The organism is Actinomycetospora termitidis (assembly GCF_030286555.1).
GTDB classification, from domain to species: Bacteria; Actinomycetota; Actinomycetes; order Mycobacteriales; family Pseudonocardiaceae; genus Actinomycetospora; species Actinomycetospora termitidis.
This window is the reverse complement of the sequence record NZ_JASVWF010000001.1, coordinates 232,972-250,944: the sequence shown is the minus strand read 5'-3', so window position 1 is coordinate 250,944 and position 17,973 is coordinate 232,972. Positions and strand designations below refer to the sequence as shown.

Sequence of the window (17,973 nt, the reverse complement as noted above, 5' to 3'; positions counted from 1 at the left end):
GGGCGAGCGGAGCGACGGGAGGGGTGCAGCCCGGCGATCGGGAGGCGCTCCACCGGGTCCTGGCGGCCCGGCGGGACGTCCGCACCGGCTTCACCTCCGAGCCCGTTCCCGACGATGCCCTGCGCCGGGTCCTCGAGGCCGCGCACGTCGCGCCGAGCGTCGGGTTCTCGCAGCCGTGGGACTTCCTGGTGCTGCGCGACGCGGCCCTGCGCGCCGAGCTCGCGGGTCTCGCGGCGGACCAGCGCGCGGCGTTCGCCGCCTCGTTGCCCGCCGCCCGGGCACGGGCGTTCGCCGGGCTCAAGGTGGAGGCGATCCGCGAGGCCCCGCTGGGGATCGTCGTGACCTGCGACCCGACCCGCGGCGGCCGCCACGTCCTCGGGCGGGCGACCCAGCCGCGCATGGCGGCGCACTCGGTGGCCGGCGCGGTGCAGAACCTGTGGCTCGCGGCGCGGGCCGATGGGCTCGGCGTCGGGTGGGTGTCGTTCTTCCGGGAGCGGGAGCTGGCCGCGCTGCTCGGCGAGCGCGTCGGGCTGCCGCAGCACCTCGAGATCGTCGCCTACCTGTGCGTGGGGCGGGTCTGCGAGTTCGCCGGGGCACCGGAGCTGGAGACCGCCGGGTGGGCCCGGCGCCGACCGTTGGAGTGGGCCGTGCACGAGGGGACCTGGGGTGCGCACCCGGGCGGGGATGCGTTGGACGACGCGCTGGCGGCGTGCGCGTCGCTCGCCACCGAGGAGGGTGAGGCGGCCGCCCGCGAGCGGCTGACCCGCATGACGGTGCCGCCGGGCGCGCTCGGGCGGGTCGCCGAGGTCGGGGTGCGGCTGTCCGGGCTCGCCGGGTCGTGCCCGCCGCCGGTGCCCGAGCCCGCCGTCGTCGCGGTGTTCGCGGGGGACCACGGGGTGCACGCCCAGGGTGTGACGCCGTGGCCGCAGGAGGTGACCCACCAGATGGTGGCCAACTTCCTCGCCGGCGGCGCCGCGGTGAACGCGTTCGCGCACCAGGTGGGGGCCGAGGTCGTCGTGGTGGACGTGGGGGTGGCGGCTCCGCTCGACCCGGCGCCGGGACTGCTGCCGCGGAAGATCCGCCCCGGCACCGCCGACATGACGGTCGGCCCGGCGATGAGCCGCGAGGAGGCCCGGGCGGCCGTCGTGGCCGGCGTCGAGGTGGCCCGGGACCTGGTCGCCGCCGGCAACCGGCTGCTCGTCACCGGCGACATGGGGATCGCGAACACGACCGCCTCCGCGGCGCTGGTCAGCGCGTTCACGGGCGCGTCGCCGGAGGTCGTCACCGGCCGCGGAACCGGGATCGACGACGGGATGCTCGCGCGCAAGGCCGCCGTCGTCCGGACCGCGCTGGCCCGGCACGGTCTGCTGCCGCCGCCCGGATCGAGCGAAGGGCCCCTCCAGTCGACTAGTTCGAGCGAAGGGCCCCTTCGCTCGGAACGGGGTGCGGCCGGCGCGGATGGCGATGGGCGCCCTTCGGCGGATAGATCGAGCGATGGTGCCCTTCGCTCGGAACGGAGTGCGGCTGCGGACGACCCGCTCGGCGCGCTCGCGGCCGTCGGCGGGCTGGAGATCGCCGGGATCGCGGGCCTGCTGCTCGGAGGCGCGGCGCAGCGCACGCCGGTCGTCGTGGACGGCGTGGTCGCGGGTGCGGCGGCCCTGGTCGCGGCGGCGCTGGCCCCGACTGCGTCACACGCGTGGCTGGCCGGGCACCGTTCCGTGGAGCCTGCCCATACCCTGGCCCTGACCCACCTGGGGCTCGAGCCGCTGCTCGACCTCGGGATGCGGGTCGGCGAAGGGACCGGGGCGCTCCTGGCGGCCCCGTTGGTCGCCGCCGCAGCCCGGGCGCTGGGCGAGGTCGCCACCTTCGACAGCGCCGGGGTCGCCGAGAAGACCGAGGAGTCATCGTGAGCACGCTCTACCCCGTCGGGCTCGACCTCGTCGACCGCCGCGTCGTGGTCGTCGGCGGGGGCTCGGTGGCCCAGCGGCGCGTCGCGGGGCTGCTCGAGGTCGGCGCGGACGTGCACGTCGTGAGCCCCGCCGTCACGACCGCCCTCGAGGCCCTCGCGTCCTCCCGCGAGATCACGTGGGAGCAGCGGACCTACGCCGCCGGCGACCTCGACACCGCCTGGTACTGCGTGGCGGCGACCGACGACGCCGCGGTCAACGCCGCCGTCGCCGCCGAGGCCGAGGCGGCCCGGGTGTTCTGCGTGCGGGCCGACCACGCCGAGCAGGGCACGGCGGTCACCCCCGCGGTCGGGCGCTACGACGACGTCACCGTGGGCGTGATCGGCGGCGGCGACCCCCGGCGAGCGGCCGGGGTGCGCGACGGCGTCGTGGAGGCGCTGCGCAGCGGCACGCTCGCCGACCGCAGGCACCGGGGCGCCCAGAATCCCGGCGTCACGCTCGTCGGCGGCGGGCCGGGCGACGCCGGCCTCATCACCGTCAAGGGCCGCCAGGCGCTGGCGCAGGCCGACGTCGTCGTCACCGACCGGCTCGCCCCCCAGGCGCTGCTCGACGAGCTCTCGCCCGACGTCACCGTCATCGACGCCTCCAAGCTCCCCCGCGGGCGCTACATGAGCCAGGACACGATCAACGCGGTCCTGGTCGACGAGGCGCTCGCCGGGAACCGGGTCGTGCGCCTCAAGGGTGGCGACCCGTTCGTCTTCGGCCGCGGCTACGAGGAGATCCAGGCGTGCGCGGCGGCGGGGGTGTCCGTCGACGTCGTGCCGGGCGTCACCAGCGCGATCTCCGTGCCCGCGTTCGCCGGCGTCCCGGTGACCCACCGCGGGGTCACCCACGAGTTCACCGTCGTCTCCGGGCACCTGCCGCCCGGGCACGAGCAGTCCCTCGTCGACTGGGCCGCACTCGGCCGGCTCACCGGCACGGTCGTGCTGCTCATGGCCGTCGAGAACCTCCCGCGGATCGCGGAGGCCCTCATCGACGGCGGGCGGGACCCGGAGACCCCCGCCGTCGCGATCCAGGAGGGCGGGCTGCCGGGCGAGGCGACGGTGCGCGCGCCGCTGGCGAAGCTGCCGTCGGCCATCGCGGACGCGGGGCTGCGCCCGCCGGCCGTCGTGGTGATCGGGCCGGTCGCGGATCCCTCGTCGTTCCCGGCCCCCTAGAACCCTCCCGAGCGATCGGCACTCTCGCGCCCGTCGACGCTGCGAACGGGCCGTTCGTGCCTAACCGTCGCCGTCGTCGTCCCGGTCCCGCCGGTCCTGGTCCTGCGCGGCCTCGGTGGCGGTGAGGACGTCGATGCTGCCGAACGCGCCGCGCCCGGTGACCTGCACCTGCGGGGCGCCCGGGCGTGGGGTGCAGGCGGTGTCGCAGTCGGTCGACCCGAAGATCGTGGTGCCCGAGGTGGTGACCTGCGTGCCGTCGGGGACCACGACCTTCGTCGACCCGAACAGCACGCCCACCGACACGTCGGACTCGCCCGGGGCGACCTGCACGACGCGGCTGCCGAACACCGCGGCGCCCTGCCCGGCCGAGAACACGCCCGGCGCGACGATCGCGGCGACGCCGATGACCACCGCGATCAGCACGCCGTGTCCGCGGCGCGAGCGGCGCTCGGGCGGGCGCGTGTCGGAGTGCCAGGCCGGTTCGACGACGGCGGTCTCGGGTTCCGGGGCAGGGGCCGGCCGCGGCTCGTCGTCAGGAAGGTCCGCCGTCAGGGGCATCAGGTCGCTGCGGTAGCGCGCGGCGTAGCAGGCCTGCGCCCGCTCGTCGTACTCGGAGAGCGTGATCATCCCGTCGTCGTGCGCGCGGCGTAGCCGTTCGTCGACCTCGCGCCGCTCACGGTCGCCGATCCGCGGTTCCGGCGGGTTCTCCACGACGCCCATCCTGGCGCGGCTGGCACGACGGGCACCACCACACCTCCCGGGCGTAAGACGCGCCGGTGGCGGGCCGGAACCGGATCAACGTCCCGCAGCGGTAGCAGGGGCGGTTGGAACGCCCGGTGACCCAGTGGTTCTGACCGCGGCGCTTCACCCCGGTCGTCGTCATGCCGGTGCCGTGCTCGAGGGAGTGCCGGATCATCTTCTGCCCGAGCGCGAGGAGGGGCTCCAGCGGGACCTCGCCGACCGGCGTCCACGGCCACGGCCCGCGCAGGAAGCACAGCTCGACCGCCCACAGGTTGCCGAAGCCCGCGACCCCGCGCTGGTCCAGCAGGGTCTCGACGACGGGCCGGCCCGGCTCCTTGCCCAGCCGCGCGAGGGCCTCGTCCAGGTCGAAGTGCTCCTGGGTCGCCGTGGGCTGCCCGGCGAGGACGTCCGGTCCGAGGTGCCCGACGACGCGGTGCTCATCGCGGGTCGCGAGCAGGTCCATCACCGGGACGCCCAGCCCGACGAGGCTCCGCCCGTCGTCGAGCGTGAGCACGGCGCGCAGCTGGGGCAGCAGGTGCCGGGGGAGGGCGGGGCGGCCGTCGTCGCGGTGCTTGCGCACGATCGTCCACGAGCCGTCCATGCGCAGGTGGGAGTGCAGGGTGCGGCCGTCGGCGAGCCGGGTCAGCAGGTGCTTGCCGTGCGCCTTCGTCGCGTCGAGCGTGGTGCCGCGCAGGGAGGCGGTCGCGAGGTGGTTGCGGAACTCGGCATGCGTCACCGTCGCGCCGGCCAACGTGCTCAGCCGCGCGGCCGCCCGGTGTACGGCGTCGCCCTCCATGGGGCCGGGTGTACCCGGTCCCCCGATGTCAGCACTGCGGCCATGCTGACGCTCGACGTCACGAAAGCCGCAACGACGAGGTGACGCGCGGATCCGTACCGCCCACGATTGTGACGTCCAGTGTCAGCATGGCCGCACTGCTGACACAGGGAGGCACGGGCGAGCTCAGCGCCCCAACGACGCCCGGTCCGCCGCCCAGGCCGCCGCTCCGCAGACCAGGCCGCTCGGGGAGCTCGCCCCGGGGTCGTCGACCCCCGCGAGCGGGCAGCCGGTCCGGGCGGCGAGCCAGTCCCGCACGCCGGGCAGCGCCGCGATGCCACCGCGGACGAGCAGCGGCGGGCGCTCGTCGCCGGCGGCGCCCAGCAGCTCGACCGCCGCGGCGCCGACCTGCTCCAGGGCGGGGGCGAAGAGCGGCCCGAGGTCGGCGTGGGTGATCCGGACGCTGCCGGGGCCCGGGTTCTCCGGCTGCAGCACCGGGACGGCGATGTCGACGAAGCCGTCGCGGCCCAGCCGGGCCTTCGCGTCGTGCACCCCGCGGCGCAGCCAGAACCAGGCGCGGTGGGCGTCCGGGTCGGCGGAGAAGCGGATGCGGTCGGCGAGGGCGGGGCGGGCGCGGTCGAGGACCAGCTGGGTGAGCGCGTCGTCGAGCGACTCCGCCCCGACCTCGACGGTGCGGGTGCCGGGCCGGGCGCTCGCCGCCGTGGTCCCGTGCTCGCCCTCGGTGCGGTCGACCACCGTGACCTCGGTGCCGCCGCCGCCCAGGTCCACCACGACGACGGGTCCGCTCCCGCCGAGGCGCACGGCCGCCGCCACCGGGGCGCTGACGAGCGCGACCTCGGTGTCGGCCGCGTCGGCGACCGCCCCCAGGGCCGAGCGACCCGCCGTCGTGAGCGCGGCCCGTCCGGTCGCCGGGTCGGTCCACGACGCCGGGTGGACCAGGCCGAGCAGCGCGGGTGCGGTGCTGCGGCGCCCGACCTCGGCCTGGAGAACGCGGGCGATGAGCGCGGTGGCGACGTTCACCGCGGTCGTCGGGCGGGGCCAGGTCGCCAGCAGGGCGTCGTCGCGGCCGCCGGTCGCCGCGCCGAGGTAGTCCCGGCCGCGCAGCACGGCCGCCTGCGGGTCGGCGTGGGCCGCCTCCAGCGCGGGCCGGCCGGCGAGCACGCTGCCGTCGGTGCGCGAGAGCACGACCGACGGCAGCTCGACGGCCCCGTCGACCGCGACCGTCGCGACCCGGGTCCACCCGTCGTCGGGGTCGACGTCGGCCACCGCACCCGTCGTCGTGGAGGTGCCGTGGTCCACCGCGAGGACCCACCGCTGGTCACCCATGGCGACCAGTCTGGCAGGAGCCCCTCCTACTCCGGCGCGAGCCGCACCGGGAGCGCCGCGAGGGCGTGGATCAGCATGCTGTGCCGGTAGACGATCTCGTCGAGCGGCACGGCGGGCGCCAACCGCGGGAACCGGTCGAACAGCGCCGTCAGGGCGACCTCGGCCTCGAGCCGGGCGAGCGAGGCGCCGAGGCAGAAGTGGATGCCGTGGCCGAAGGCGACGTGACCAGTGAGGTCCCGGTCGGCGTCGTGCAGCTCGGGGGCGTCGAAGCGCTCGGGGTCCCGGTTCGCGGCCGCCACCGACAGCGTGACCACCCCGCCCCGGGGGACGGTCACCCCGCCGAGCTCGAGGTCCTCGGTGGCGAAGCGCAGCGGGGCGTTCGCCACGGGGGACGTCCAGCGCAGGAACTCCTCGACCATCGGCGTGAGCGACTCGGCGGCGAGCACCCGCTCCCGCAGCTCGTCGTCGCGCAGGACGGCGTGGACGCTGTTGGTGATCAGGTTCGCGGTGGTCTCGTGGCCGGCGATCAGCAGGATCATGCCCATCGCGACGATCTCGTCGTGGGACAGCGCGTCGCCGTCCTCCGAGGCGCGGATGAGCGCGGAGAGCAGCGCGTCGTCCGGGGCGTCGCGCTTGGCGTCCACGAGCTCGGACAGGTAGGCGGTCAGGCTCGTCTGGGCCTGGTGCTTCTCCTCCTGCGGCGAGGAGTCGATCATCGTGTTCGACCAGCGCGCGAAGGCGTCCCGGTCGTCGATCGGCACCCCGAGCAGCTCGCAGATCACGGCCATCGGCAGCGGGACGGCGTAGTCGGCGACCAGGTCGATCTCCGCGGCCTGCTCGGCCTGGTCGAGCAGCGAGGTCGCGATCTGCTCGATCGCGGGGCGCAGCGCGGCGATCCGGCGCACGGTGAACGTCGAGACGACGAGCTTGCGCAGCCGGGTGTGCACCGGCGGGTCGTTCAGCAGCAGCATGTGCCCCGCCGGGCCCGGGATCAACGGCTCCGCGGGCCGCTGCTCCGGCGGCATCGTGGAGCGGAAGTCCTTGGCCAGGCGGGGGTCGACGAACGCCGCCCGCACGTCGGCGTAGCGCGTCACGAGCCAGGTCGACCCGCCGTCGGGAAGATCGACCTCCCGGACCGGCGCGATCTCGCGCAGGCGCGAGAGCGTGCCGTACGGGTCGGCCCAGTAGTCGTCGGTGAAGACGGGTCCGGTGGCGAGGTCGGTCACCGGGCCATCAGAACACCGCCGCCGTGGGGCCGAGGTTATTTCGGTGAGGGTTCGTTCAATGAAACGAGGACGTTCAGTCCTTCGGCCCACCCATCCCGACCGACGTACGCCCGAACGCGCGCCCGGTCCGGTGGAACTGCTCCTCGAGCTGCGGCACCATCTTCTTCGCCTGCGCCATGATCGGCAGGTCGCCGAGCCAGGAGAAGGTGACCGGTCGCAGCCCGGCGAGCAGCCCGACCGACTTCGGGACGAACACCCGCCGCTTGCGCTTCGCGATGCCCTCGAGGAAACCCGCGACGCACTCGTCGACCGTCGCGATGCTGCCCAGCGGCGGCGGCAGCCTGCGCAGGGTGTCCTCGAACGTCGACGAGTCCGCCTTCACGTCGCGCACCAGGTCGGTGTCGATCCAGCCCATGTGCGCGGTGCCGACCCCGACGCCGCGGTGCGCGAGCTCGAAGCGCAGCGCGTTGCCGTAGTTCTCCACGCCGGCCTTCGAGCCGCAGTACGCCGCCATGCCGGGCAGGGCGGTGAACGCCGCGAGCGAGGAGACGAGCAGGTAGTAGCCGCGCCGCTTCTCGACCTCCGCCACGGTCGCCGAGACCGTCCGCGACACCCCGATGAGGTTGACCTCGAGGACCCGGGCGATCACGTCGGCCGGGCTCGTGGCCACCGTGCCGTGGTTCGCGATGCCGGCGTTCGCGATGACGACGTCGATGCCGCCGAGCTCGGCGACGGTGTGCTTCACGGCCGCGTCGAGCGAGGCCTGGTCGGTGACGTCGCAGGTCGCCCAGGCGTGCTGCGGACCCAGCTCGCCGGCGATGCGCTCGAGCCGCTCGGCCTCCAGACCCACCAGGGCCACGCGGGCGCCCCGCGCAGCGGCGGCGCGGGCCACGGCCTCGCCGATGCCGCGGGCGGCACCGGTGATGAAGAGGACCTTGCCGTTGATGTCGTAGGTCACGAACGCTCCAGGATCCGTCGGGGGTGCAGGACGTACTCGTCGGTCTTCATGTGCCGCAGGCGGCGGTGGAAGGGCATCGTGAACGTCGGCCAGAGCGCGGAGTTGTTGCCGTGGCCGTCGAGGTACCAGGAGCGGCACCCGCCGTCGGTCCAGACGGTGCCCTCGGTGAGGCGCTGCATCTCGGCGACGAAGCGGTCCTGCACCTCCTGCCGCGGCTCGACGGCACCGACCGACCGGGTGCGCAACCGCCGCAGCACGTCCATGACGAGGTTGATCTGGGACTCGATCATGAACACGACCGAATTGTGGCCCAGGCCGGTGTTCGGCCCGAGCAGCGTGAACAGGTTCGGGAAGCCGGCGATCATGGTGCCGTTGTGGGCGAACATGGTGTCGCCCCAGTGCTCGGCCAGCGAGCGGCCGTCGCGGCCGAACACCCGGTGGCTGATCGGCAGGTCGCTGATCGCGAAGCCGGTGCCCGCGATGATCGTGTCGACCTCGTGCTCGGTGCCGTCGGTGGTCACCACCGCGTGCGGCTTCACCTCGGTGATCTTCTCGGTGACCACGTCCACGTTGTCGCGGTCCAGCGCCGGCAGGTAGGTGTTGGACAGCAGGATGCGCTTGCAGCCCATCGAGTAGTCCGGCGTGATCTTCTCGCGCAGCTCCGGGTCGGCGACCTGGGTGCGCATGTGCCGCTCCGCGAGCTTCGCGGCCTTCGCCATCCGCTGCGGGTCCTTGAACCCGAACACGAACGTCTCGCGGCCCCAGTAGATCGCCTCGCGGTTCAGCCGCTGCAGCGCGGGGAAGCGGCGGAACAGCCACTTCTCGACGCCGGTGATCCGCCGGTCGCGCCGCGGCATGATCCACGGGGGCGTCCGCTGGAAGACGGACAGCTTCCCGACGACGGGTGCGATCTCCGGGACGAACTGGATCGCCGACGCGCCCGTCCCGATCACCGCGACGCGGCGGCCCCGCAGGTCGAGGTCGTGGCGCCAGGTGGCGGAGTGGAAGACCTCGCCGGCGAAGTCGTCGAGCCCGGGCACGTCCGGGAACGAGGGGTCCGAGAGCGCCCCGCTGCCGAGCACGAGCGCGTCGGCGGTCCAGGTGCCGCCGGTGGTGGTGACGGTCCAGCGCTGCGTCGCGTCGTCCCACCGCGCGTCCGTGACCTCGTGGTGGTTCCGCGTGAAGCGGTCGATGCCGTACTCGCGGTTCACCCGCTGCAGGTAGGCGTGGATCTCCTCCTGCGGCGAGAAGGCGTGACTCCAGTCCGGGTTCGGCGCGAACGAGAACGAGTACAGGTGGCTCGGGACGTCGCACGCGCAGCCGGGGTAGGAGTTGTCGCGCCAGGTGCCGCCGACGTCGCCGTGGCGCTCGAAGACCAGGAAGTCCTCGACGCCGGCCCGGCGCAGCCGGATCGCGGTGCCCAGCCCGGAGAACCCGTTGCCGACGATCGCGACGGACAGGTGGGGCACGGCGGTGTCCTGCGGTGTTGTCACGGTTCCTCCCGTGGTACGACGACGTACCGGCTCCCTCGGGAGGATGGTACGAGCTGGTACCATAGGCCAGTGTCTGTGAGCGCGCACACGGCGGATTCCGGCGAGCACCCGGTCGTGGTCGCCATCCGCACCGGGGTCGCTCCGGGTCCGGACCACCGCGATCGGTTGATCGCGGCGATGGGCGAGCTGCTCGCCGAGCAGGGCTACGCGAGCGTGACGGTGACCGACGTCGTCGCCCGGGCCCGCGTCTCGAAGCGGACCTTCTACCAGCACTTCGCCGACCGCGAGGAGTGCCTGCTCGCCACCTACCGGGTCGTCGCCGAGGCCCCGCTGCACCGCATCGCGGCGGCCGCGGCGCAGACCGTGGGGACCGGCGCGCCGGTGCGCGAGGAGATCGCGGGCGTCACCGGGGCCTACCTCGCCGCCATGGCGGAGCACCCGTTGCTGACGCGCGCAATGCTGACCGAGGTGGGCTCCGCCGGGCCGGCCGGGCTCGCTGTGCGCCGAGAGGTGCTGCAGCGGTTCGCGGACGGGCTCGTGGCCCTGGCCGCGGCGGGGGGCCGCGACCTCCCGGCGGGCGTGGCGCTGGCGCTGGTCGGCGGGATCAACGAGCTGGTCCTCGAGGCCGTCGAGTCGCCGGACGTCCCGGCCTCGGCGATGGCCGACGCGATCCTGGCCCTCGGCGACACGGTGACCGAGATCGGCGTGGCGGTCCTCGACCGGGGCTGAGCCCCGCCGTCAGGAACGCGCGTCGAGCACGCAGAACTCGTTCCCCGACGGGTCGGCGTAGATCGTCCACGGCAACGGTGGGTCGGCGACCAGCGTGGCGCCGAGGGCGAGGACCCGGCCGGCGGGGTCGGAGGGCTCCGCCCGGAGGTCCAGGTGCAGCCGGTTCTTCCCGGCGCCCTTCGGTGCGGGCTCTCGGCAGAGCTCGAGCAGCGGACCGGTGCCGGAGGGGTGGCGGAGGCTCGGGACGCCGGGGGTCCCCTCGACCCGCACCCACCCGCTGACCGCCGCCCAGAACGCGGCGTCGCGTTCCGGGTCGGCGCTGTCGAGCGGGAGCCCGGCGAGCGGCCCGCCGTGGCGGTAGGCCGGTCGGTCCTCCATCACGCAGAACGCCTCGCCCTCGGGGTCGGCCAGGACCGTCCACGGCACGTCGCCCTGCCCGATGTCCGCGCGGACCGCGCCCAGCCTGAGCAGCCGGTCGACCACCTCCTGCTGCGCCTCGCCCCCACGGAGGTCCAGGTGCAGGCGGTTCGGCGCCGGCGAGGGGTCGTCGACCCGCTGGAAGCACAGATCCAGGAAGTGGTCGTCGAACGGCAGGCGCGCCTCGTACCCGTCCGGCTCGTCGGTCAGCTCGGTCAGGCCGAGCGCCGCGGCCCAGAACCGGCCGAGCGTCCCGGGGTCGCGGGCGTCCCGGACCAGGTTCTCGAGGTACACGCAGCGCATCGTCCCGGACCCCGCAACTCCGATTCGATGCCGCCGATCCGGTGACCCGAGGCAACGTCGTCGTTCGGTGGACGTCGTGACTCGGATGGAGCCGTCACTCCGACGGTGGTTATGGTCGCTCTCCGACGCGGCGTCCGGACTCGTGCGGCCAGCCCGAGTGCCCCGGCGTCCCTCCCGTCCCGGTTCCCCGGGGCGGGGGAGCCGAGCAGCGAGGGAGACGGCCGATGGCTCCAGCACCGGGCCCACCCGGCCCCGGCGCGCCCCGACCGCGACCCGGCGGCTTCGCGATGCCTCCCCAGGCACCGCAGGCGCCGCAGGCACCCCCGCGGCGCCCGGGACCGCCGCCACCGCCCCCGCGCCCGCCCCAGCCCCCACGGGCGGCCCAGGGCGCGCCGCCGCCACCGCAGCCGCAGCCGACCCGCGTCGGACCGCCGCCGCCCGTCCGGAACGCGCCGCCGTCCCGACCCGCCGTCCGGAAGGCCCGGTGGGGTCGGCGGATCGCCGCGCTGGTCGGGGTGGTCCTGCTGCTGATCGTCGGGTTCGGCGTGTACCTGGACACGCAGATGACGCGCACCGAGGCGCTGTCGTCGTACGCCGGACGTCCGGCGTCGGGCTCGGGCACGAACTGGCTGCTCGTCGGCTCGGACAGCCGCGCCGGGCTGTCGACCGCCCAGGAGCGTCAGCTCTCCACCGGCGAGGCCGACGGCAACCGCACGGACACGATGATGATCGTGCACGTCGGCTCGTTCGGCGGGCAGACCTCGATCGTCAGCCTGCCGCGCGACTCGCTGGTCGAGGTGGACGGCACGACCGCCCGGCTGAACTCGGCCTACTCCAGCGGTGGCCCGCAGTTGCTCACCCGCACCGTCGAGCAGTCCACCGGGCTGCGCATCGACCACTACGCGGAGATCGGCTTCGAGGGGTTCGCGGGGATGGTGGACGCGGTCGGCGGGGTGCAGATGTGCCTCGACGAGGCGCTCGACGACCCGAAGGCCGGGATCGACCTGCCCGCCGGGTGCCAGGAGCTGAACGGTCCGAACGCGCTGGGGTACGTCCGGTCGCGGGCCTTCCCCAACGCCGACCTGCAGCGCGTGCAGAACCAGCGGGCGTTCCTCTCCGCGCTCATGTCGAAGGCGGCCAGCCCGCTGACGCTCGCGAACCCGTTCGCGTCGGTGCCGTTCGCGACGGCGGCCGTGCGCACGTTGACCGTCGACGAGTCCACCCATGTGTGGCACCTCGCGAGCCTGGGCTGGGGGATGCACTCGGTCGGGTCGGGCGGCGTGACGACGACGGTGCCGATCTCGCCGTCCGGGTCGGTGTCGGGTGCCGTGGTGTGGCGCAAGGGCGACTCGCAGCGCCTGTTCGACGCGCTGCGCTCCGGGGACGACATCCCGAACGACCTCGTGACGCCCGGCTCGTGACGATGTGGCAATGCTGCCACTGGATGACAGCGACGACGCTTTGCTGCCACACCCGGGGGCCCAGGAACGCGCTCAGCGGTCCCGGCTGAACAGCACCGCCAGGACCGTGCACCCGATCAGGATCAGCACGATCGGCAGGATGGCGGTAACCGTGTCCCACGACATGGTCAGCCCCAGGCGGGTGCGCGTTCGCCCGAGCCGGAGCGGTCGGTGCGCAGGACGGCGGCGCTCTGGCGGGTGATGACGACGGTGCCCGCGACGACGACCGCGGCCGCCACGACCTCCCCGAGGAGCGCCAGGGGAGTGGTCCGCACGGTCTCGCCCAGCACCAGCACGCCGAGGGTGACGGCCACGGCGGGGTCGGTGGTCCCGATGACCGCGTTGACGGGTGCGTTCAGCCGACCGAGGTGCAGGGCGCGCTGGGAGAACGTCCAGCCGCACAGCGAGGTCACCAGCGCAGCAGCGAAGGGCCAGGAGACCACCGCGTCGACGAGGTTCGAGGCGGCCAGCGCCGTGGCGAACAGCGTCGCGGTCAGGCCGTAGAACCCGCCCGTCGCGAGGGCGAGCAGCGCCGCGCGCACCGGCTCCGGCCACCCGGCGCCCCGCAGGCCGAGCGTCCCGACCAGGAGGGCGAGCACGCCGACCACGACGAGCGGGGTGACCGCGGGCGGCGGCATGACGGCGGGCGCCTCGGGGTGCGCGATCGCCAGGAAGGCCGCGAGCCCGAGCACGCACACCACGGAGGCACCCAGCAGGCGCCGGTCCAGGCGGCGCCCGGCCAGGGCGGCCGAGGCGATCGTCCCGAAGACCAGGCCCGTCACCAGGACCGGCTGCACCAGCGCGACCGGCCCGATGTGCAGCGCGTAGGCGTAGGAGCCGAACCCGGCCGCGATCACGGCCTGCCCGGCCCACCACCGGCGCCGGCGCAGCACCCGCGCGAGCAGCTCCCGGGTCGACGCGGGCTCGTCGATCTCCTGACCGGCGCGCTGCTGGAGCACGGTGCCGGTGGAGATCCCGGCGGCGCCGACGAGGGCGCTCAGCAGGGCGATCGCGGCGTTCACCGTGGGTGCCCCGGTGTCGGGTCCGGCTCGACGGTCGTCGGCAGCTTCAGCACGGCGGCGAGGTCGACCCCCGCCTGACGGTGCGACCACTCGGCGGCCCGGGCGTGCGCCGCCCGCAGCGACGCCGGGTCGTCGAGCCACGACCGCAGCAGGCCGGTCAGTTCCCGCGGACGACGGCAGGTCCGGGCCAGGCCCGCCCGTCCCAGGAGGCGAGCGGAGTCCCGGCCGTGCCCGGGCAGCGGCTGGTAGATCACGAGGGTGCGCCCGCAGGCCAGCGCCTCCTGCGCGCTGGCGCCGCCGGAGTTGTTGACCACCACGTCCGCCGCGGCGAGCAGCGTCGGCATGTCGTCCACCCAGTCCGGTACCCGCAACCGCGCCGAGCCGACCCGGCGTCCGAGTTCCCGCAGGCGCGTCCGGGCCCGCTCGTCGCGGCCGCACACCGCCACGACGTGGCAGCGCGGGTCGGCGGCCAGCGCCGTCCGGACCGCCCCGGTGATGCCGCCCAGCCCGAGCGAACCCGCCGTCACGACCACCACGAGGGCGTCGGACGGCAGTCCCAGCCGCTGCCGGGCCGCGCGGGCCTCGTCGTCGGGAACGGGGGCGAACGGGGCCCCGACGAGCGCCGAGCGCACCGTCACCCCGGCGCCGGGGTCCATCACCCGCGTCGGGGCGGCGGCGAGGTCGTCGAGCACGAGGTACTCGTCGACGCCGGGATAGGTCCAGTACGCGTGCGGGGCGAAGTCGCAGATCGCGGCGACGACGCGGGCGTCCAGCCGGCCGCGGCGGCGCAGCCAGGCCAGGCCCGCCGTCGCGAGCTGGTGGGTCGAGACGACGACGTCGGGCGGGCCGCCCGCGGCGAGGCGGGCGTGCGGGCCGTCGAGGTCGGCGGCGAGCGCGCGGGCGACCCAGGCGCCCATCACCTCGCGGTAGAACCAGCGCACCAGCCGGGACCGGGTGACCGCGGCGTACCAGGCCTCCTGCAGCACCGGGGTCCACTGCACCGCGAACTCGAACAGCCAGCGGAACACCGGTCCCGAGCCGTGGCCCATGCGGGCGAACGCCTCGGCGAGCCGGATGTCGCAGTCCGGCCGGTCCCGCGCGACGATCGTGGCGACGGCGCGCGCCACGGCCGCGTGGCCCTGGCCGATCTCGCCGGAGACGATCAGCAACCGGGTCGCGCGGTCGATCGGCGGACTCGTCACAGGGCCCAGTCTCCCGATCGCCGATCCCGGGCACCCGTCCGGGTGTGCTGTTCACACGAGCGGCGGCGCCCGTTCAACCACGCACGGGTCCTTCGGCGACCCTTCACCCGCGCCTCATCATCCGTCCTCCGGACGCGCCGATCATGAGTCCCGCGTCGAGGTCCACCGTGGGTCACAGTAGGTTCACGGGAGGGTCACGGCACCCGGACGACCGTCGACGAACAGGAACGACCCGTGCCCGTCGGGGAGTCGTCACGCCCGAGAGGAGCCCCGCGACCGATGACCGTACTCGGCGTCCCGAGGACGACCCGTGCCCGGCGGCGCCCCGGACGCGCCCCGCACCTGCGGGTCCTGCGCCGCGGTCCCCGCCCGCCGGAGGACCGCCGCAAGGACGGCCCGGAGCGTTCGCCCCGGGTCGTGGTGCTGACGGCCCGCGTCGGCGCCGGGCACGACCGTGCGGCCTACGAGCTCGCCGCCCGGCTGCGGGCCCGCGGCGCCGTGGTGGACGTGCACGACTACCTCGACGCCCTGCCGCGCTACGGGCAGGTGATCATCGGCGACGGGTACGGCTTCACCGTCAACCGCCTGCCCCGGTTCTTCGACTGGCTGTTCTACGCCCTCGAGCACCGCTGGGACGTCCGCGGGATCATCCTGACGTTCCTCACGTTCTCCGAGCGCACCGTGCGGCGGTGGACGCGGGACGCGGACGTCGTGGTCTCCACGTTCCCGCTGTCCTGCCAGACGCTGGGCCGCATGCGCGCCGCGGGCCGCATCGACGTCCCGGTGATCAGCTACCTCACCGACCCCGCGCCGCACCGGATGTGGCTGCACCCCGGGGTCGACACCCACCTGTCGGTCACCAGCGCGTGCGCGGCGGCCGCCGACGCGATGTACGGCGTGGCGGTGCGCCCGGCCGGCCCGCTGGTCGGCCCCGCGTTCTCCCGGGCGCACACCGACGCCGACCGCACCGAGACCCGGGGGTCGCTCGGGCTCGGCGACGACGAGACCGCGGTGCTGATCAGCGCCGGGTCCCTCGGGCTCGGCGACGTGCCGTCCTTGGTGTCCGCGGCCCTGACGAACCCGGCGGCCCACGTCGTCGTGCTGTGCGGGCGCAACACGACGCTGCGCGCGGAGCTCGACGCGATGCCCCGGGTCACGGCGCTGGGCTGGCGCGACGACGTGCCCGCGCTCATGGGGGCCTGCGACGTCCTGCTGCACAACGCCGGCGGGCTCTCGGTGACCGAGGCCCTCGTCGCGAACCTGCCGGCGGTCACCTACCACCCCATCCCGGGCCACGGGCGGGCCAACGCCACGGTGCTGGCCGACGCCGGCCTCGCCCCGTGGCCGACGACCCCGGAGGCCCTGGCCGAGGTGCTCGACGGCATCTCGCGGACCTCCCCGCTGTCCCCGTGGCCCACCGACCCGGACGGCGACGTCGCCGAGATCGTGCTCGAGGCGGCCGGACAGCGGACGGCGGTCGCGGCGGCGTCCTGACGGGAGGCAGGTCGTGTGACCGAACGCGACCTAGGTCCATTCCGCGGGGCGGAGGTACTCCATACGGTCCTCCTGTGCGGACACGTAGTGTGACCAAGCTCGCGTCGGCTCTCGTCGTGGCGGCGACGGTGCTCGTGGGGTGCTCCTCCGCGGCGCCCGCCCCGCCGCCAGCGGCGCCGTCGGGGATCACGCCGGAGGCGGTGACCGCCGCGGTCGGTGCCCTCGACGGGATCATCGACGCCGACCTCCGCACGACCGGCGTGCCCGGCGCGGCCGTGGCGGTCGTGTACCGCGGTCAGGTCCTCTACTCCAAGGGCTTCGGCGTCCGCCAGGTCGGGCGCCCCGAGCCGGTGGACCCGGACACGGTCTTCCAGCTGGCCTCGGTCTCGAAGGCGATCGCCGGGACGGTGGTCGGCGCGGCCGCCGACCACGGACGGGTCGCCTGGACCGACACCGTCGCCTCCCGGCTGCCGGGCTGGACGCTGTCGGACCCGTGGGTCGGCTCGCACGCGACGATCGCCGACATGCTCGCCCACCGCAGCGGGCTGCCGGAGAGCATCGACACGACGGACATCCTCGAGGACCTGGGTTTCAGCGAGCAGGACATCTTCGCGCGCCAGGCCCTGCTCCCGCTCGAGCCGTTCCGGGACTCCTACTCGTACACCAACTTCGGCCTGACGTCGGGCGGCGAGGCGGCGGCCCGGGCCGCGGGCACCACGTGGCCGGACCTCGCCCAGCAGGAGATCTTCGGCCCGCTCGGGATGACCTCGACCAGCTACCGGTACGCCGACCTCGCCACCCGCCCCGACCGCGCGGCGCTGCACAAGAAGGGCCCGGACGGCGCCTGGGTCCCGACCCTCACGTTCGACGTCGACCGGCAGGCGCCCGCCGGCGGGGCCAGCTCGTCGGTGAACGACCTGGCGAAGTGGATGACGATGCTGCTGGCCGGCGGGAAGGCCGGGTCCACCCAGGTGCTGGGCGACGACGCGCTGAACCAGATCTGGGGGCCGCAGGCGGTGCGCGAGCCGCAGCAGGAGGTGGGCGGCCCGTTCGCCTTCTACGGCGAGGGCTGGAACGTCGACCGCGACTCCTCGGACCGCCTCGTCGTCAACCACTCCGGGGCGTTCTCGACCGGCGCCGCCACGAACGTCCAGCTCATCCCCGCCGAGCAGCTCGGGATCGTCACCCTGACCAACGGCTACCCGGAGGGCCTGCCCGAGGCGATCAACAAGCGGTTCGTCGACCAGGTCGAGAACGGCCGGCAGACGGTCGACTGGCTCGGCGAGTACCGGAAGGCGTTCGCGTCCCTCTCCGCGCCGGTCGACCCGACCGACTACACCCGGCCGCCGGCCCAGGTCGCCCCGGCGCAGCCGGCCGCGGCCTACGTCGGGACCTACCGCAGCGACTTCTGGGGCGACCTCGTGGTGAACGCCGGCCCGGACGGGTCCCTGTCGTTGACGGTCGGCCCGGAGCGGCAGACGTACCCGCTCCCGCACTACACCGGCGACACGTTCTTCTTCACCCCGCGCGGCGAGAGCGCCTTCGGGGACTCCGGAGTGGTCTTCGCCGGGTCACAGCTGACAGTGAACGCGTGGAACAAGGAGACCGGGCTGGGGGTGTTCCGGCGGGTGTGAGCGGAGCTCAGGTGAGCAGAAATTGTCGTGATAGCGACAATTTCCGCT

The 17,973-nt window shown here is 74.7% G+C and carries 15 protein-coding genes; 6 read left to right on the top strand and 9 right to left on the bottom strand.

The genetic code is table 11. The features are described 5' to 3' along the window. The first annotated feature begins 23 nt into the window (after positions 1–23). Together bluB and cobA are read left to right on the top strand one after the other, a co-directional pair. Positions 24–1,910, top strand: coding sequence for a 5,6-dimethylbenzimidazole synthase (bluB, locus tag QRT03_RS01280; protein ID WP_345783225.1), 1,887 nt, complete (start codon positions 24–26; stop codon positions 1,908–1,910). Then, positions 1,907–3,124: a uroporphyrinogen-III C-methyltransferase gene (gene cobA, locus QRT03_RS01275; protein WP_286050610.1), complete on the top strand. Its 1,218-nt coding sequence runs from the start codon at positions 1,907–1,909 to the stop codon at positions 3,122–3,124. Before bluB ends, cobA begins: the two co-directional genes overlap by 4 nt. 60 nt (positions 3,125–3,184) lie before the next feature. Here the strand turns inward: cobA and QRT03_RS01270 are convergent, their stop codons facing one another. The 6 genes from QRT03_RS01270 to QRT03_RS01245 form a co-directional block, all read right to left on the bottom strand. Continuing rightward, entirely contained in the window at positions 3,185–3,835 is a 651-nt protein-coding gene (locus QRT03_RS01270) for a DUF1707 SHOCT-like domain-containing protein (protein WP_286050609.1), read from the bottom strand. Then, complete coding sequence (locus QRT03_RS01265) at positions 3,798–4,661, bottom strand: DNA-formamidopyrimidine glycosylase family protein (RefSeq protein WP_286050608.1); 864 nt, start codon at positions 4,659–4,661, stop codon at positions 3,798–3,800. Before QRT03_RS01265 ends, QRT03_RS01270 begins: the two co-directional genes overlap by 38 nt. A gap of 165 nt (positions 4,662–4,826) precedes the next feature. Next, entirely contained in the window at positions 4,827–5,987 is a 1,161-nt protein-coding gene (locus QRT03_RS01260) for an Hsp70 family protein (RefSeq protein ID WP_286050607.1), read from the bottom strand. A gap of 26 nt (positions 5,988–6,013) precedes the next feature. Next, entirely contained in the window at positions 6,014–7,213 is a 1,200-nt protein-coding gene (locus QRT03_RS01255; RefSeq protein WP_286050606.1) for a cytochrome P450 family protein, read from the bottom strand. A 73-nt stretch (positions 7,214–7,286) separates the two neighbouring features. Next, positions 7,287–8,171 carry an SDR family oxidoreductase gene (locus tag QRT03_RS01250; RefSeq protein WP_286050605.1) on the bottom strand — a complete coding sequence of 295 codons (885 nt, stop codon included), beginning with the start codon at positions 8,169–8,171 and terminating at the stop codon, positions 7,287–7,289. Beyond that, positions 8,168–9,664: a flavin-containing monooxygenase gene (locus QRT03_RS01245; RefSeq protein ID WP_286050603.1), complete on the bottom strand. Its 1,497-nt coding sequence runs from the start codon at positions 9,662–9,664 to the stop codon at positions 8,168–8,170. The genes QRT03_RS01250 and QRT03_RS01245 overlap by 4 nt, the downstream gene beginning before the upstream one ends. A gap of 75 nt (positions 9,665–9,739) precedes the next feature. On the opposite strand from QRT03_RS01245, the gene QRT03_RS01240 reads away from it, so the two are divergent. Beyond that, on the top strand, positions 9,740–10,393 hold the full coding sequence (locus tag QRT03_RS01240; RefSeq protein WP_286050602.1) for a TetR/AcrR family transcriptional regulator: 654 nt from the start codon (positions 9,740–9,742) through the stop codon (positions 10,391–10,393). Between the two features lie 9 nt (positions 10,394–10,402). Here the strand turns inward: QRT03_RS01240 and QRT03_RS01235 are convergent, their stop codons facing one another. Further along, a complete protein-coding gene (locus QRT03_RS01235; RefSeq protein WP_286050601.1) occupies positions 10,403–11,113 on the bottom strand; it encodes a VOC family protein in 711 nt (236 codons plus the stop codon). A 224-nt stretch (positions 11,114–11,337) separates the two neighbouring features. Here QRT03_RS01235 and QRT03_RS01230 point away from each other — a divergent pair, with 224 nt between their 5' ends. Then, positions 11,338–12,534 (top strand): LCP family protein, encoded by a 1,197-nt coding sequence (locus QRT03_RS01230; RefSeq protein WP_286050600.1) that lies wholly within the window; start codon positions 11,338–11,340, stop codon positions 12,532–12,534. Between the two features lie 167 nt (positions 12,535–12,701). Here the strand turns inward: QRT03_RS01230 and QRT03_RS01225 are convergent, their stop codons facing one another. Both QRT03_RS01225 and QRT03_RS01220 read right to left on the bottom strand, forming a co-directional pair. Continuing rightward, positions 12,702–13,595: a DMT family transporter gene (locus tag QRT03_RS01225; RefSeq protein WP_286050599.1), complete on the bottom strand. Its 894-nt coding sequence runs from the start codon at positions 13,593–13,595 to the stop codon at positions 12,702–12,704. Next, positions 13,592–14,797, bottom strand: coding sequence for an MGDG synthase family glycosyltransferase (locus tag QRT03_RS01220; RefSeq protein ID WP_286050597.1), 1,206 nt, complete (start codon positions 14,795–14,797; stop codon positions 13,592–13,594). Before QRT03_RS01220 ends, QRT03_RS01225 begins: the two co-directional genes overlap by 4 nt. 279 nt (positions 14,798–15,076) lie before the next feature. Here QRT03_RS01220 and QRT03_RS01215 point away from each other — a divergent pair, with 279 nt between their 5' ends. Together QRT03_RS01215 and QRT03_RS01210 are read left to right on the top strand one after the other, a co-directional pair. Beyond that, positions 15,077–16,291 carry an MGDG synthase family glycosyltransferase gene (locus QRT03_RS01215; protein ID WP_286050596.1) on the top strand — a complete coding sequence of 405 codons (1,215 nt, stop codon included), beginning with the start codon at positions 15,077–15,079 and terminating at the stop codon, positions 16,289–16,291. An 89-nt stretch (positions 16,292–16,380) separates the two neighbouring features. After that, the gene (locus tag QRT03_RS01210; protein WP_286050595.1) at positions 16,381–17,925 is read left to right on the top strand and encodes a serine hydrolase domain-containing protein; all 1,545 of its coding nucleotides are present in this window, start codon (positions 16,381–16,383) and stop codon (positions 17,923–17,925) included. Positions 17,926–17,973 lie beyond the last annotated feature (48 nt).